This window comes from Streptomyces sp. WMMC500 (genome assembly GCF_027497195.1).
GTDB lineage: Bacteria > Actinomycetota > Actinomycetes > Streptomycetales > Streptomycetaceae > Streptomyces.
The window spans coordinates 4,403,062-4,418,180 of sequence record NZ_CP114905.1 but is presented as its reverse complement, the minus strand read 5'-3'; the positions used below and the strand labels follow the sequence as shown (position 1 = coordinate 4,418,180).

The 15,119-nt window shown below is 74.4% G+C and carries 14 protein-coding genes; 7 read left to right on the top strand and 7 right to left on the bottom strand.

The features are described from left to right. Position 1 precedes the first annotated feature (1 nt). A complete protein-coding gene (locus tag O7599_RS18915; RefSeq protein ID WP_281616782.1) occupies positions 2 to 523 on the bottom strand; it encodes an RNA polymerase sigma factor in 522 nt (173 codons plus the stop codon). A 182-nt stretch (positions 524 to 705) separates the two neighbouring features. Continuing rightward, positions 706 to 1,116, bottom strand: a complete 411-nt coding sequence (locus tag O7599_RS18910) for a RidA family protein (RefSeq protein WP_281616781.1) — start codon at positions 1,114 to 1,116, stop codon at positions 706 to 708. Positions 1,117 to 1,329: 213 nt separating this feature from the next. On the opposite strand from O7599_RS18910, the gene O7599_RS18905 reads away from it, so the two are divergent. Further along, positions 1,330 to 2,508, top strand: coding sequence for an FAD-binding oxidoreductase (locus O7599_RS18905; protein ID WP_281616780.1), 1,179 nt, complete (start codon positions 1,330 to 1,332; stop codon positions 2,506 to 2,508). A 22-nt stretch (positions 2,509 to 2,530) separates the two neighbouring features. On the opposite strand, the gene O7599_RS18900 is transcribed toward O7599_RS18905, so the two are convergent. Continuing rightward, a complete protein-coding gene (locus O7599_RS18900; protein ID WP_281616779.1) occupies positions 2,531 to 4,327 on the bottom strand; it encodes a helix-turn-helix domain-containing protein in 1,797 nt (598 codons plus the stop codon). A gap of 240 nt (positions 4,328 to 4,567) precedes the next feature. Between O7599_RS18900 and O7599_RS18895 the strand changes: the two genes are divergently transcribed. From O7599_RS18895 to O7599_RS18870, 6 genes are all read left to right on the top strand, one after another. Then, complete coding sequence (locus O7599_RS18895) at positions 4,568 to 6,343, top strand: hypothetical protein (protein WP_281616778.1); 1,776 nt, start codon at positions 4,568 to 4,570, stop codon at positions 6,341 to 6,343. Between the two features lie 239 nt (positions 6,344 to 6,582). Further along, positions 6,583 to 8,586, top strand: coding sequence for an ATP-binding protein (locus O7599_RS18890; RefSeq protein ID WP_281616777.1), 2,004 nt, complete (start codon positions 6,583 to 6,585; stop codon positions 8,584 to 8,586). Further along, the gene (locus O7599_RS18885; RefSeq protein WP_281616776.1) at positions 8,583 to 8,987 is read left to right on the top strand and encodes a roadblock/LC7 domain-containing protein; all 405 of its coding nucleotides are present in this window, start codon (positions 8,583 to 8,585) and stop codon (positions 8,985 to 8,987) included. The genes O7599_RS18890 and O7599_RS18885 overlap by 4 nt, the downstream gene beginning before the upstream one ends. Before the next feature lies 1 nt (position 8,988). Next, positions 8,989 to 9,357 carry a DUF742 domain-containing protein gene (locus O7599_RS18880; RefSeq protein ID WP_281616775.1) on the top strand — a complete coding sequence of 123 codons (369 nt, stop codon included), beginning with the start codon at positions 8,989 to 8,991 and terminating at the stop codon, positions 9,355 to 9,357. After that, positions 9,335 to 10,012: an ATP/GTP-binding protein gene (locus O7599_RS18875; RefSeq protein ID WP_281616774.1), complete on the top strand. Its 678-nt coding sequence runs from the start codon at positions 9,335 to 9,337 to the stop codon at positions 10,010 to 10,012. The genes O7599_RS18880 and O7599_RS18875 overlap by 23 nt, the downstream gene beginning before the upstream one ends. Continuing rightward, positions 10,009 to 10,620, top strand: a complete 612-nt coding sequence (locus O7599_RS18870) for a GAF domain-containing protein (RefSeq protein ID WP_281616773.1) — start codon at positions 10,009 to 10,011, stop codon at positions 10,618 to 10,620. Before O7599_RS18875 ends, O7599_RS18870 begins: the two co-directional genes overlap by 4 nt. A 177-nt stretch (positions 10,621 to 10,797) precedes the next feature. Here O7599_RS18870 and O7599_RS18865 read toward each other — a convergent pair whose 3' ends face one another. From O7599_RS18865 to O7599_RS18850, 4 genes are all read right to left on the bottom strand, one after another. Then, positions 10,798 to 11,997, bottom strand: a complete 1,200-nt coding sequence (locus tag O7599_RS18865; protein ID WP_281616772.1) for an acyl-CoA dehydrogenase family protein — start codon at positions 11,995 to 11,997, stop codon at positions 10,798 to 10,800. Positions 11,998 to 12,367: 370 nt separating this feature from the next. Then, positions 12,368 to 12,829 (bottom strand): NUDIX domain-containing protein, encoded by a 462-nt coding sequence (locus tag O7599_RS18860; protein ID WP_348652551.1) that lies wholly within the window; start codon positions 12,827 to 12,829, stop codon positions 12,368 to 12,370. Further along, complete coding sequence (locus O7599_RS18855; protein ID WP_281616771.1) at positions 12,826 to 14,088, bottom strand: aminotransferase class V-fold PLP-dependent enzyme; 1,263 nt, start codon at positions 14,086 to 14,088, stop codon at positions 12,826 to 12,828. The genes O7599_RS18860 and O7599_RS18855 overlap by 4 nt, the downstream gene beginning before the upstream one ends. Further along, on the bottom strand, positions 14,085 to 15,095 hold the full coding sequence (locus tag O7599_RS18850; RefSeq protein WP_281616770.1) for a Gfo/Idh/MocA family oxidoreductase: 1,011 nt from the start codon (positions 15,093 to 15,095) through the stop codon (positions 14,085 to 14,087). The genes O7599_RS18855 and O7599_RS18850 overlap by 4 nt, the downstream gene beginning before the upstream one ends. Positions 15,096 to 15,119 lie beyond the last annotated feature (24 nt).

Genomic DNA, 15,119 nt, shown 5'->3' with positions numbered 1-15,119 from the left:
CTCACTCCACCTCCCTCTCCCGCAGCCGCGTGCGCAGCACCGCCGCCGCCCCGTGCAGGCGGCTCTTGACCGTGCCCTCCGGGATGTCCAGCGCCGCCGCGATGTCCTTCACCGGCAGGTCCGCGTAGTAGCGCAGCACCACCACCTGGCGCTGGCCGGGCGGCAGTTCCTCCAGGCCCTCCGCCACCGCCAGGGCGAGCAGCCGCGCGTCCTCGGGGTGTTCCGCCGGGCGGGTCCAGCGGGCGGCCAGGCGGTCGCGCAGGCCCGCGTCGCGGGTGCGGCCGCGGTGCCAGTCCGCGGCTACGCGCGAGGCGACGGCCGCCGCCCAGGCGGCCGGGTTGCGGACCGGGGGGCGGTCCGGGCTCGTCTGCTGTTCCAGCAGCTTGAGCTGCACCTGCTGCACGCCGTCGTCGAGTTCGCCGAACGGCACGCCGCCGAGCGCGAGCACCGCCCGGACCCGGCTCGCGTCGGCGGCGGACAGCGCGGGGCCCGCGTCGTGCGCCGGTCTGCGGCGGACTGCCATCGCATCCCCTCCCTACGTGCCCACGGCATGTCACGGCTATGACGGAGCAAGGACCCGGAACGTTCGACCGCACGGGCCGGACGGCACGGAGAGCCCGTACGGCACGGACAGCCCGCACGACCCGCACGACCCGCACGACCCGCACGACCCGCACGGCCCAAACAGCCCGTACCGCCCGAGCCTCACCCCACGCCCCCCGTCTCCCCCGGCACCACCGCCAGCGCGTCCACCTCCACCCGGAACTCCGGCCGCACCAGCCCCGCCACCTGCACCAGCGAGCTCGCCGGCGGCAGCGCCGGGTTCTGCAGTTCGTCCCGTACGCGGCGGAACGCCGGCAGGTCGGCGAGGTCCGTCAGGTAGACCGTCAGCTTCACCACGTGCTCCAGGCCCGAACCGGCCGCCTCCAGCGCCCGCGTGAGGTTCGCGAAGACCTGGCGCACCTGCGCCTCCGCGTCGTCCTCGCCCACCGGGCTGCCGGCGGCGTCCAGCGGGACCTGACCGGAGACGGCGACCATCGTGCCGGTGAACGTCACCGCGTGGCTGTAGCCGTTGACCGGCGGGGATCCCTCCGGTCGGACGATGTGCTGCTTCATGGGCCTGCTCCGTTCCTCGGTCGTTCGTCCAGTCATCCGTTCGTCCATTCGTCGCGATCTCGAAACTACCTTCCGCGCGAACCTCACCTTCCTTCCCGCCACGGGTGATATCCGGACACGTCATCTTCCATTCCCGCGCCACGGGCCTCTCGGTGGCAACCTGGAAAAGACGACGTGCACGAGCGAAACGGGGGCGAATCCATCGTGCGCATTGTGGTGATCGGTGCAGGCGTGATCGGTACGGCGCTGGCGGCGCAACTCGGGGACGGGGAGACGGGCGGCGGCAGACCCGCGCAGGTGTGGCTGCTCGACGGCGGCGAGCCGGGGGCGGGGACCACGGCCAGCTCCATGGCCTGGATCAACGCCCACTCCAAGTCCCCGCGGCACTACCACGAGCTGGCGGTCTCGGGCATGCGCGCCCACGCCGCCCTCGCGCGGCGGACCGGCCCGGCGGCGTACGGCCGGGGCGAGGGCGCGGGACCCGGCTGGTACCGGCCCGGCGGTGCCCTGCGGTGGGCCTCCGGCGGGGAGGGGCTCGACCAGCTCCGCCGGACCGTCGCGCGGCTCAAGGACTGGGGGTACGCGGCGGAGTGGATCCCCGTGACGCGCGCCCGGGAGCTGGAGCCCGCGCTGCGCATCGAGGACGCCGCCCGGGTGGCGTACTTCCCCGACGAGGCCGCCGTCGACCCGCAGCCGCTCGTCGCCCACCTCCTCGCGACCGCCCGCGCCCGCGGCGTCCACGTCCGTACCGGCGAGGACGCCCGCGTCGTGGCCGTCGACACCGCCGGCGGCCGGGTGCGCGGCGTGCGGTGCGCCGGGGGCGAGACGGTGCCGGCGGACGTCGCGGTGTGCTGCGCCGGGTGGCGTACGCCCGCGGTCGCCGCGCTGGCCGGCGCGTACGTGCCGCTGGTGCCCGGCGACGCGCCGGGGTCCGAGGCGCCGACGCTGCTGGCCCACCTCCGGCCGGGCGCGGACGCCGGACCGCCGCTGACCCGCATGGTGCTCAGCCCGCGCCTGCACGCCCGGCCGCTCGCCGGCGGGCGCGTCTACCTGGAGGCGCTGGACCTCAACGACGAGGTGGACCGGCACACGCCCGCCGACCGCGTCACCGCGCTCGCCCGCGAACTCCACGCCCGCGCCCGCGACATGCTGCCCGCCGTCGCCCGGACGGCGGGGCTCGTCGCCGCCCGGGTGTGCACGCGCCCGCTGCCGCCGGACGACAACTCCATCGTGGGGCCGCACGCCGAGGCCGAGGGGCTGTACACGGTCGTGACGCACAGCGGCATGACGCTGTCCCTGCGGCTGGGGGAGCTGGTGGCGCGGGAGTTGCTGACCGGCCGGGAGGCGCCGGAGCTGGCGCCGTACCGGCCCGCCCGGTTCGTCCGCCGCTGAGCCGGCCCCCCGCGCCGCACCGTCACCGCAGCCGCCGCGCCGCCTTGTACGAGAACTCCCGCGCCGCCGGCACGTTCCGGAACGGCCGCAGCCGGTCCCGGAACCCGGCGAGATAGCCGCGCACCCGCTCGGACTGGATGTCCTCCGTCGCCCGCAGCGCGCCCGTCGCGACCTGGCAGGCGTGCTCGACCTCCCGCTGCTGGAGCCACGCGGTGGCCAGCACGATGCGCGTGAACGCGATGCTGCGCGCGTACCGGTCACCGCGCGCCGCGATCCCGTGCTCCGCGTGCGGCCGGGCGGCGCGCGCCTGCCGCAGGTCGACGAGGCAGTGCGCGATCTCGTCGTGCAGCTCCGCGCCGCTGAAGTAGCGCAGCCAGACCGGTTCCTGGGCGGGGCTGCCGGCGGACAGGGAACTCTCGGCGTGCGAGAGGGAGATCGCGCTCGCCCGCGAGTCGCGCAGCCGCGCGTATGCGCGGGCGGCCATCGCGTGCAGCACGGCCCGGCCGGCGGGGCTCAGCCCGGGCTCGGCGAGGCCGGCCTCGGAGAGGTCGACGGCCTCGCGGTAGTCGCCGAGGTGGACCGCCTGGTGGGCGAGGGTGCCGAGGATCTTGGCGGCGAACGCGCGGTCGTGGCCGTGGTACGCCATGTCGAGGGCGAGCCGCAGATAGCGCCTGGCCGCGCCGTGCCGGCCGGTGTCGTACAGCAGGTGGGCGGTGTGGTGGGTGACGAGGGACGCGGCGCGGAACAGGTTGCGGCCGACCGCGCCCGTGTAGCTGCCTTCGAGCATCGGCAGCACGTCGGTGCGCAGGTGGGTCATCGCGATCGACCGGGCGGCGCCGCCGCCGTAGCGGTTGTCGAGCATCGCGAGGTGCTCGGTCAGCGCGTGGATCTTCGCGATGTCGTGCGGTCCGACGCGGTACGAGCCCACGGCGCGCTGCGGCGGCGCGGGGGGTGTGGCGCCGCGCCACCGGCGGACGGAGTCGCGCAGGGCGGCGGCGGACACCGGCGGGAGGGCGTAGCGCGGGTCGGAGTCCCAGAGCCGGGCGGCGGTGCGGACGGCGCCGTGGGGCGTCGACGGGCCGCTGAGGCCGAGGTCGTCCGGGAGGAGCCGGCGGCGGCCGGCAGGGGCGGCGATGTCGCCCGGGGTGATGTCCCGGCCGAGCCTGCGGGAGAACACGGCGGCGATCAGCTCGGGCGGGACGGAGGGGCCGAAGCTGCCGCGCAGCCAGCGCTTGACGTACGTGTGCGTGCAGCGCAGTTCGAGACCGCGGCGCCGGCCCAGCTCCCGTACCTGGCCGGCGAGGGAGGTCGGGGTGAGCCCCGACTCCCGCATGAGCGCGGCCAACCGGACGTTGACACGCACGTACTCGCCGGGAACGGGTCTGCGCCCGGCCCCGGACCTGCCCCGGGACGTGGCCCCGGACCCGGACCCGGCCCCGGGCGCGGGCGTGGACGCGATCGGGGACGCGGGTCTGGACTTCGACGTCGCCTTCGACCCCGGCTTCGCCCTCGCCCCGGTCTGTGACCTGCCCCCTGCTCCGGTCGCCGCCGACTCCCCCGGCTCCCGCCCCGCGCCCGCGCCCTGCCCGGCCGCGCCCTGCCCGCCGCCGGCAGCCCGCACCGCCGCCAGCCGCTCCCGGGCGAACCGGTTGCGCCACCGGCACACCGTCGCCGCGGTGATCCCGAACCGGGCCGCCACTTCCCCGTTCGACTCCCCCGCCGCGCACGCGAGCACGATCCGGCAGTGGAGCCGTCTCGCCGCCGGGGTGCCGCTGTGTGCGACCAGGTGTTCGAGGAAGTGGAGTTCTCGGTCCGTCAATGTCAACCGAGTCGTGGGCCTGCCTCGCGTCATGGACGCGCATTATTGCCCGCCGCGCGCCCCCCGCAGGCCGCTCTGCGCCGGACGACCCTCGAACGACCTGCAAGATCACCCGATTTAATGCGCACCGTCGCGGTGAACGCTCTGCACACCCTCGGAACTTACACATGGCACATGCCAGAAGGCAGGCTACGGAGCGCAAAGTTCCGGTCTGAGCCGGCAGATCGAGGTAGCGCATACATGACCACGACGGGACCACCCGCCGACGGCCACACCCCGCAGCCCGCGGACGACGACGCCCGGGGCGCCCCTCCGGGCGTCCCCCCGGGCGAGGCCCCGAACGCCCCGGACACCCCGGACGCCCCACGGGAGCCGGAGCCGGAGCCCGGGCACGCGCCCCCGCCGCCGACGCTGCTCCGCGTCGAGCTGGCCAAGCGCGGCTGGGCCAGATTCTCGACGTTCGAGGTCCACTACACGCACGCCGCGCGCAAGGCCGCCGCCGAGTACGGCGACCCGCGGCTCGCCAGACTCACCATCTCCAGCACCACCTTCAAGCGGTGGCTCGCCGGGGAGCAGATACCGCGCGGCAACGCCGGCACCGTCCTGGAGCACATGCTCGGCATCGACGTCGACGCGCTCCTCGGCCCGGCGCCCACGCGCACGTTCACCACCCCCCGCCTCCCCGACGACGCCTCCCTGGCCACCGCCCGCGCGCTCGACGTCACCTGGTCCACGTCCTTCCTCTCGCCCACCGCGCCGGCCCCCGGCGGCGGCGGGGTCTGGCAGCTCGACGGCCACCGCGTCTTCGACGGCACGTCCGTGGCCGTGCAGTTGTACGAGGCGGAGGCGGGCACCGACAGCGTCGTCATCGGGCCCGACGACCACCCCCACCTGCGCGACTTCATCCGCCCCGCGCGCCGGGCGCTCCTGCTCGCCGCGCTCGGTGCGCGGCGCGGCGAGGGGCTGTTCGTGCTCGACGCGGTACGCGCCCGGCAGCCCGTCGCCGCCGACCCGGTGGACGTGCTGCCGATCCCGCGCGCGTACCGGCTCGACGACCTGACGTACGGGATCCTCTGGGCCGTCCTCAACCTCGACGACGGCCTCCTCGCCGACGACGCCGTGCTGGAGGCGGAGCGCAGCGGGCTGGACGACTTCCTGACCCGCGAGCGGTCCGCGGTGGCCCGCTCGGCGATGCCGGAGCTGTCCGACGTCGGCACCGCGTGGCTCGGCTCGCACGTCTGCGACCAGCACATCCTGCGCGAGCTGAGCGCGGACGCCGGCGAGCCGCCGGTGTTCTGGGCCCGTGAGCAGTACGGCGAAGAGGCCGCCGCCTGGCTGTTCTTCCGGCACAAGCACGCGTATCTGCGATCGCTGCGCGACGCGCTCGCGGACGCCGACCGCCCGTACGGGCACGCCTTCTGCCTGCCGCACAACGCGGTCAAGACCAGCGAGCGCTACGAGCGCACGCTGCTGTTCCTGACCCTGGCGCTGCTGGAGCAGCACGGGCTGACCACGTGGGTGTGCACGGAGCCGGAGTACGCGCAGGTCGACGGGTTCGCGCTGCTGCCGGGCGAGCGCGCGGTCATCGCCAACTGGCTGCGTACGGACGGAATCTGGCAGGTCGACACCACCAGCCACTGGGCGCGGCTGCGCGCGTACGCCGACGCCGTACGGCACGCGCAGACGCACAGCGTCATCGACGGCGCCACGGCGGCGGAGCGGCTGCGCCGGCTGGCGGACCACCTGGATCTCGACTGGGCCTGGCTGACGGGCCGGTGCGCGGAGCTGGGGCGCTACGGCAGCGCCGGTATGCTCCGGCCGCGCAGCCGGCTGATCGGACTGGAGGAACTCGACGGGGTGCTGCGCTTCGTCGGCGACCTCGGCGAACTCGACGGCCTTTCCCCGGGCTTCCGGAGCGAGCCCGCGGCCGACGGTTCCGGTGCCCTCGCCGGCGCTGTGACCGGCGGAAACCGAACGCAGTTCCGGCCCGACCGGACCCGCGGCGGGCGAAGATGAACACGCGTGCGAACCCCCCGGGAAGCGACCCCCAAACGACCCCGGGGACCGGTGGCAACGACACCCGTAGGTGAGCAATGTAGGTGTGGCTCACGGTGCCGTTGAGAGCACGGTGACCATCCGATGTGTGTGCGCCGCGCGCGCACTGCCCGGCAGACGGCCGGAAGAAACGCCGCACGACGCCGTACGACAGCGCAGCCCGATGCTGTCCTCGTACGGCCCATCAAGCGAGGAAGCCCATGTCCGACCACCCCGCTCCCGCCGGGAACGACGGCCCCCGCCAGGGCCGGTTCCCCTCCCGGCGGCGCCGCGCGGGCCGTGCCCTGCGCGCCCGGCTCTGGCGGGTCACGCTGCTGCCGGTGACCGCCGCGCTGCTGGTGGGCGGCGCCACGACGTACGCCGCGCTCATAGGCGGGTCGACGAGCGCCGAGACCCGCATGATCATCGGTGCCGGAGTGCTGGCCGTGGTGGGCATCACGGTCCTGGCGATACTCCGCATCGGCGCGCTCGCCGACGCCCTCGACGCCGAGGAGGACGCCCGCGCGGAAAGCCACGTGGAGCTGACCGCGCTCCTCGAGGCCGCGCAGGGCGAGCTGCTGCGCCTGGTCGACCAGGCGCAGCGCGGCGAACGCCCGGAGCCCGACGCGCTGTCGCTCTCCACGGCCGCCCCCGCTCCCCGCGCCGCCGCCGAGGTCACCCCCGAGTCGCTGGAGCGGCTGGTGCACGCCACCGTGCACGCCGCGCTCAAGGCCGTCGTCGACGTCTCCTCCCGCGGCCGCATCGAGGTCTTCGTCAACCTCGCCCGCCGGCTGCAGAACCTCGTCATCCGCTCCCTGGACGAGCTGGACGGGCTGGAGAAGCAGGTCGAGGACCCGGACCTGCTGCACGGCCTCTTCCAGCTCGACCACCTCGTCACCCGGCTGCGCCGCCAGGTGGAGAGCCTGGCGATCCTCGGCGGCGCCGTGCCGCGCCGCATCAGCCGGCCGATGCCCGTGAACGCCGTGCTGCGCTCGGCGGTCTCGGAGGTCGAGGACTACGGGCGCGTCAAGCTGGTGCCGCCGATGACCGGCGTGCTGGAGGGTGCCGTCGCCCCCGACGTCATCCACCTGATCGCCGAACTGGTCGAGAACGCGGCCGGGTTCTCCCCGCCGGAGACCAAGGTCGAGCTGCGGGTCGAGCCGGCCGCGGCCGGCCTCGTCGTGGAGATCGACGACCGCGGGCTCGGGCTCCAGGCCGAGACGCAGGACCGGATGAACACTCTGCTGAGCCGGGCCACGCCGCAGGCCGTGGACGAGCAGATCAAGGACGGCCGCATCGGCCTCCTCGTGGTCGCCCACCTCGCGCGCCGGCACCGGATCCCCGTCCAGCTCCAGCGCAACGTCTACGGCGGCTGCCGCGCCACCGTGCTGCTGCCCAACGCGCTGCTGATGGACCCCGAGGAGAAGCGCGAACGCCCCGGCGCCGCCGAGGCCGCCGAGCGCCCCGCGCCCGCCGTCGCGGGCACCGCCGCGGCGCCGCTGCCCGCCCGGACCGCCAACGGGGTGGCACGGCAGCCGCAGCAGGGTGCCCACGAGCTCACGGGCGCCCACCGGAGCACCGGCGCGCCGGAGGTCACGGGTGCCGCGGGTGCGCGGGCCGCGGGTGCGCACGAGGCCACGGGTGCACACCGCATGACCGGTACGTACGAGACGACGGGTGCGGCCGAGGCCACGGGTGCGCACGAGGCGACGGGCGCGCACCGGATCGCCGCGTCGCACCAGACCGCCGGTGCGTACGACGGCACCCCCGCCCACGACGGCACCGAGTACGAGAGCACCGCCCCGTACGAGAGCGCCGCCGCCCACGAGCGCACCCCCGCCCACCCGGCGCCCGGCGCCGGCCACCCCGACACCGCCCCGCACCCCTCGGGCCCGGCGGCCGGCTACACCCCCCGCCACGCCGCCCCCGCCCCCGGTCAGCGCCCCCCGCTGCCCGAGCGCTCCGGCAGCCACCTGGTGCCCGAGCTGCGCCGCGAACCAGGTGTCCCCGGCGCCGCACCCGGCTCCCCCGCCGGCTACGCCCTCACTGGCGGGGGTACCCCCACTCCCGCACGCCCCGCCGCCCCCCTGAACACCGGCCTCATGGCCAGCTTCACCGCCGGCTCCCGCGCCGCCGAGGACGGCGACCAGCGCGCCGTCGACGAGTATCCCGGCCCCGCCCCCACGCCTCAGCAGCACCGATCCACGGAAGGCCCGTCTTCGTGAGCGAAAGCCTCGACTGGCTTCTGGCCAACTTCGTCCAGCAGGTCGCCAGCGCCCGCAGCGCCGTCGTCGCCTCGACGGACGGCGTGCGGATGCACGCCCACGACCTCGACACCGCCGCCGCCGACCGGCTCGCCGCGGTGGCGACCGGGCTCTTCTCGCTCGGCGCCGGCATCGGCACCGGCACCGCCCGCGGGGTGCGCCAGGTGCTCGTCGAGCACGAGGACGTCGTGCTGTGCGTGATGGCCGCGGGCCCCGGCGCCGTGCTGGCGGTGCTCGCCGAGCCGGACGCGGACCTGGGCGTGATCGGCTACGAGATGGGCCAGTTGGTCAAGCGCGTGCCGACGCACCTCACCTCGCCCGCGCGGACGGCCGCGGCCGCGGCCCCGGGCCCCGTACGGTGACATGACGTCGTACGACGACGCTCCCTGGGTGGAGGACGGCGCTCCGCGGTTACGCCCGTACGCGGTGACCGGCGGGCGGACCGCGCCGACCCGCCGGCTGGCCCTGGAGACCCTGGTCATGGCCGCGCGGACGCTGCCCAGGGTGCCGCTGACGCCGGAGCACGACGAGACGCTGCGGGAGTGCCGCGCGGGCCCGCGCTCGGTGGCGGAGGTGGCCGGCCGGCTCGGGCTGCCGGTGGCGGTCACCAAGATCCTCCTCTGCGACCTGCTCGACACCTGCGCGCTCATCCTGACGGCGCCGGCGGCCCCGCCCGACCCCACCGACCCTTACCTACTGGAGAAGGTCCTTGTCGGACTACGCAACCTCTGACGACTCCTTCGTCCCGCTGAAGATCGTGATAGCCGGCGGGTTCGGGGTCGGCAAGACCACGCTGGTCGGTGCGGTGAGCGAGATCCCGCCGCTGACGACCGAGGAGACCCTGACCGCCGCGAGCGTCGACCACGACAGCCTGGACGGCGTGCCGGAGAAGGACGCGACCACGGTCGCGATGGACTTCGGCCGCATCACGCTCAGCGCGCACCGCATGATGCTGCTGCTGTTCGGCACGCCGGGCCAGAAGCGGTTCTGGTTCATGTGGGACCACCTCGCGAGCGGCGCCATCGGCGCCGTCGTCCTCGCCGACACCCGGCGGCTCGCGGACTGCTTCGCGGCCGTCGAGTACTTCGAGCGGCGCGGCCTGCCCTTCGTGGTCGGCGTCAACGAGTTCGACGACGCCTACCACTACACCCCGGAAGAGGTGAAGGCCGCGCTCCATCTGCGCAGCGACACCCCGGTGATGTGCTGCGACGCCCGCGCCACCAACTCGGCGCGCCAGCTCCTGATCAAGCTGGTCGAGCACGCGCACGCCCGGTCCGTGGCGGCCAGGGCCGGGGCCCCGGCGGCACCGGAGCCCGAGGCCGGGGCGGTGTCCGCGTCCGAGTCCGCACAGCCCGTGCCCACCTCCCCACCGAGGAGCCCCGCATGACGACCTTCGACTACCACACCGCCCGCCATCTGATGACCGACGGGGAGCAGGACCAGGAGCTGGAGCGGCGCAAGCAGCGGCTGCACGAACTCGGCCTGGGCGACAACCCGGACCCGGAGTTCGACGCCTTCGCCGCCCGCCTCGCCGAGGGTGCCGCCGCACTGGCCCAACTGGGCGGAACCCCGTACGCGATGGTCAACCTCATCACCGACCACCAGTACTTCACCGGCCTGTACGCGCCGCCCGCCGACTGGGCCGACCCCAGCCTCGCCGAGCAGCCCGGCAAGCCGGGGGTCAGCCGGATCATGGACCGCGACCACGGGTACTGCCCGCACGTCGTCGGCCGGCGCACCGCGCTGGTGCTGCCCGACGTGTGCGCGTACCCCCGCTTCGCGGGCAACCCGGTGGTGGACCAGATCGGCATCCGCACCTACATGGGCGCGCCGCTCATCGACCCGGTGACGGACGTGACGCTGGGCACGGTGTGCGTGGTGGACACCGAGCCGCGCCCGTGGGGGCGGCAGGCGCAGCAGGGGCTGGAGTTCATCAAGACCCAGGCCCGTTCGCTGATGGAGATCCTGGAGGAGCGCAGCCGGACGGCGAGCTGAAGGCCCCGCGCGGGGGCGGTCCGGGAGCCACGCGCCCCGGGCCAACGCTCCCGCGCCGCTCCGTGCCCCGCCTCCCGGTGCATCGGGCGCCGGGCCGCCGGCCGGCAGTCCGGCTGGCCGGCTGGTCGGCGGTGCCGCCACCGCCGGCCGGCACCGCACCGGAGACGAGGGCGCGCCTCACACCACCTGGCGGGACGCCAGCGCGTGCGGCGCGAGGCGCGCGGACCACGGCTCGTGGTCCGCGCCGAGCGCCACCTCCGCCAGCCGCAGCCGCTGCACGTCGGACGTGCCCGCCGGCGGTAACACGTGGTACGCGTCGCGCAGATACCGCTCCACGGCCATCTCGGGGTAGAGCCCGCAGGCGCCGTGCACCTCCATCGCCGTACGGGCCGAGTCGAGCGAGGACTCGACGTTGACCAGCTTGGCGTTCTGCAGCTCGGCGTCGCACGGCAGCCCGCGGTCCAGCAGGTGCGTCGCGTGGTACGCCGCAAGCCGGGCGGTCATCAGCCGCGACTGCATCTCGCCCAGCTTCTGCTTGACCGTGGCCAGCTCCGCCAGCGGGCGGCCGTAGCGGATCTGCCGCGCGGCGAAGGCGGTGGTCTCCTCCACCAGCGCGCGGTGGATGCCGAGGGCGACGGCGGTGAGATTGGGCCTGCCGTACAGGACGCTGGAGGAGTACGCGACAGAGAGCCCGTCGCCCTCCTGCCCCAGCAGGTTCGACACCGGCACCCGGCAGTTGTCGAAGATCACCTCGCCGAAGCTGAAGCCGTGCAGCCCCATGGAGGGCCGGTGCGGACCGAGCATGCACCCCGGCCGGTCGGCCTCCACGAGCAGCGCCGACAGGCCCTTGGAGCCGGGCCCGGTGCGTACCACGATGCCGTGCAGGTCGCCGACGTGGCTGTTGCCGACGAACACCTTGCGGCCGTTGACGACGTACTCGTCGCCGACGCGCTCCGCGGTCGCCGACATCCCCAGCACGTGGCTGCCGGAGGTGGGTTCCGTGACGGCTATGGTCGGCATGCAGACGCCGGCGGAGATCAGCGGCAGCCACGTCTTCTTCTGCACGGAGCTGCCGAAGTGCACGATCTTCGCGACGCCGAGCTGCGACGCCTGCACCATCGCGCCCATGGCGGCGCTCACGCGCGAAAGCTCCTCGATCACGATCGTTTTGGCGAGGTGCCCCCGGTCCATCCCGCCGTACTCGGCCTCGACGGTGACGCCGAGCCAGCCCTGCCTGGCGATGTCGCGGGACAGCTCGAACTGCACGCTGCGCGACTCCTCCATTCCCGCCACACGGGGGCGGACCTCGCGCTCCGCGTAGGCGCGGACCTCCTCCCTGAGCCGTATATGACGCTCCGTGAGGAAGTAACCGTCCATCTGAGTCTCGCCTTCTCGCGTGCAGGTGGGGTGAGCAGGTCGGCGTGGGCCTGTGGTGACAGAGGCCGGGTGGGGCCTCCACCCACGGTGATGATTTATCGCCTTCGCCGCAGCACCCCGAAACGCTCGCTTCCGGGTCGTTCAGCTCCCCGTGCACACCTGGTCGCGCTCCGCACCCGCCCCGAATGCACGCTACGGCCCCTTTGTTCGCCGCCCCACCGCACCCGAACGCCCCCGGAACGGCCCCCGGCCGGCCGGCAGCGACCGGCCGGTTTCGTTGGTCCGCCTGCCACCCGATGACCACCAAGGGACCCGCCTTCTGAGCAGGCTGTGCGCCGGGCGTGGAGGCAACTGCTTCCCGGGCCCCGGGTCAGGCCGCGAGCTGGTGCCAGGCGGCCAGGACTGTCTGGACGGCTTCGGAAGTCTTGTGCTGCCCGGTGGTGCCGGCCCATTCGTGGAAGTCGTGTTCGGTGAGCCGTACCTCGGAGCCGGCCACCGTGGCGGCGAAGTTGAACTGCCTGGTCCTTCGCCCGCTGCCCGACAGGTAGTCGAAATGGCCCAGGTAGCTGCTGATGCCGGTGATGGTCAGACCCGTCTCCTCAGCCACTTCCCGGTCCAGGGCGGCGGTGAGGGTCTCACCGGGTTCGACGCCGCCGGAGGGCAGTTCCCACAGCCCTCCGAGGTACTCGTCCTCCGGCCGGTGCAGGAGCAGGACCCGGCCGGTGGGGTCCGCCAGGACGGCGCCGACGACGTGCTTGGTGATGCCGTCGGCGTCGGCGCCGGCGGTGAGTGCCTGGAGCAGGGCAGCGTCGACGGGTACAGGTGCGATCACAGCAGTTCCTTGTGGTGGCGGGCGACTTTGGCCAGGGCCGCGGTGTAGGCGTCGGCGAGCGCGGAGTCCTCGGGGCGGTGCCAGACCGGCAGCTTGAGCGTGCTGGCATGGACGGACGCGGCGCCGCGGCAGCCCCCGAGGGCGGTGTCCTGCCCGACAGGGTAGTGGGGGATCAGCTCCCTCGGGGCGTGGAAGAGGGGGTGGTCACCGAGGGGGCGGGTGGAGCCGGGGTGGTCGACTTCGGTGGCTCCCTCTGCGTGGACCGCGGCCAGGAATCGGGCCAGGGGCAGGCCGCCGAGTGCAGCCGATTCGTACCGCAGCGGCAGCGCATACCAGGAGGCCCGTGCCGCCGGGCCGAGGCGGGGGACGCGCAGCCCGGGCACGTCCTCCAGGGCAGCGCACAGACGCTCGGCGCAGGCCGCCCGGCCGGTGAGGTAGCCCTCCAGGCGGTGGAGTTGAGCGCGCGCAAGGGCGGCGGCCAGCGGGTGGATGCGCAGCTTGAGCCCTTGGCCGGTGGTCGCGTACTTCGCCAGCCGGTGGCCGGCGGGGATCTCGGTGCGGCAGCGCTTGTTGTACTGGCCGTGCAGCAGCAGCCGGTAGTACAGCTCGGTGTCGTCGGTGGCGACGAAGCCGCCCTCGCCAGCGGCTAAGGGTTTCGGGCCGTTGAGGCTGAAGGCCGCCGCCCGCCCGTAGGTGCCGACGAGCCGGCCGTTCCAGGAGGCGCCGTGGGCGTGGGAGCCGTCCTCCAGCAGCATCACGCCGTGCTCGCCGGCGAACGCGGCCAGAGCGTCGGCGTTCTCGGGCAGGCCCCACAGGTGCACGGCGACCAGGGCCTTCGTCCGGGGTGAGACGAGGCTGGCGGCCGTGGCGAGGCCGAGCTGCCCGTCGGCGTTGACGTCGACGAGGACGGGGCGGGCACCGAGGTGCAGCAGCGGGGTCGCCGTGGCGTGGAAGGTCAGCGCAGGCACGAGCACTTCGTCGCCGGGGCCGATACCGGCGGCGGCGTACATCGAGTGCAGCGCCGCGGTGCCGGTGCTCGTGGTGACCACGTGCCGGACGCCGAGCCATGCAGCCAGGGCGACCTCCAGGTCGGCGACGATTCCGGAGCGGTCGGGGATGGACACGGCCTCCGTCAACTGCCCGGTGACGGCCTCGATGTCCCGACTGTCGATCGGCGGCCACGAGAAGTGCGGTGCGGGCGTGGTGATTTCCGGCTGCCCTCCGAGGAGGGCGAGCGAGGCAGCGGGCGAGTCGGTCACGGCATGTACTCCTTGGGGTCGCTGGGGCGGGCGGTCGTGGCGGAGCGGTAGGCGGCGGCCAGGAACGCGGCGTGCGCCCGGTGGGTCTCGGGTCCGGACGGGTTGGTGCGGGTGCCGTCCAGGACCCTGCAGAAGCAGTCGATCTGTGCGGCTGCAGCGGCCGGCCAGGCGGGCTGGCGGGTGAGGGACTCGATCTGCTGGCCGGCCGGGTCCAGCCGGCGCACGCGGCCCCGCTCGACGATCACCTTGCCGCGGGTGCCGGTGATGGCCAGTTCCTCGCTCTTCGGGCCGCTGGAGCGGGAGATCAGCAGCGACCCGAACAGGCCCGCGTCGTAGGACAGGTGCACGAGCGCGGTGTCCTCGGCGTCGTAGTCCGCGTGCGGGGCCGCGGTCGCGGAGACATCGGCCAGGATCCGGTCCGGCAGTCCGAGGTACCAGATCAGCAGGTCGATCAGGTGGTAGCCCATGTCCATCAGCGCCCCGCCGCCGGCGAGCGTGCGCTGCCCGCGCCAACCGGCGGACGGGTCGGGGCAGCAGAAGGTGTAGCGACCCTCGACCAGGTACGGGGTGCCGATCTGTTCCAGCAGTTGCAGCGCGGCGGTGTAGACGGGGTGGAAGCGGCGCTGGACGGTGACCATCAACTCGATGCCGGCCTTCGTGCAGGCCGCCGCCAGATCAGCAGCCTCGGCGGGCGTGGTGGCGAAGGGCTTCTCCTTCATCACGTGCACCCCGGCCGCGGCGCAGGTCTCGATCACCTGCCGTCCGGCGTGGTGCGGCACCGCGGCGATGACAAAGTCGGGCCGCACCTCCGCGAGCATCTGCTCGAGGTCGGTGTAGCCGGGAACGCGCCAGGCGACGGCCTGGCCTCCGGTGGTCGCCTCGTCGGTGTCGCAGACCGACGCGAGCTCGGCGAACTGGCAGGCTCCCAGGCCCGGGAGGTGGTCCTCTCGGGCCTGGGAGCCCAGCCCCACCACCGCGGCTCTGCGCAGGGTCGATTCGCTCAGCATGCACGGCCTCCCTCGCCGTTCCGG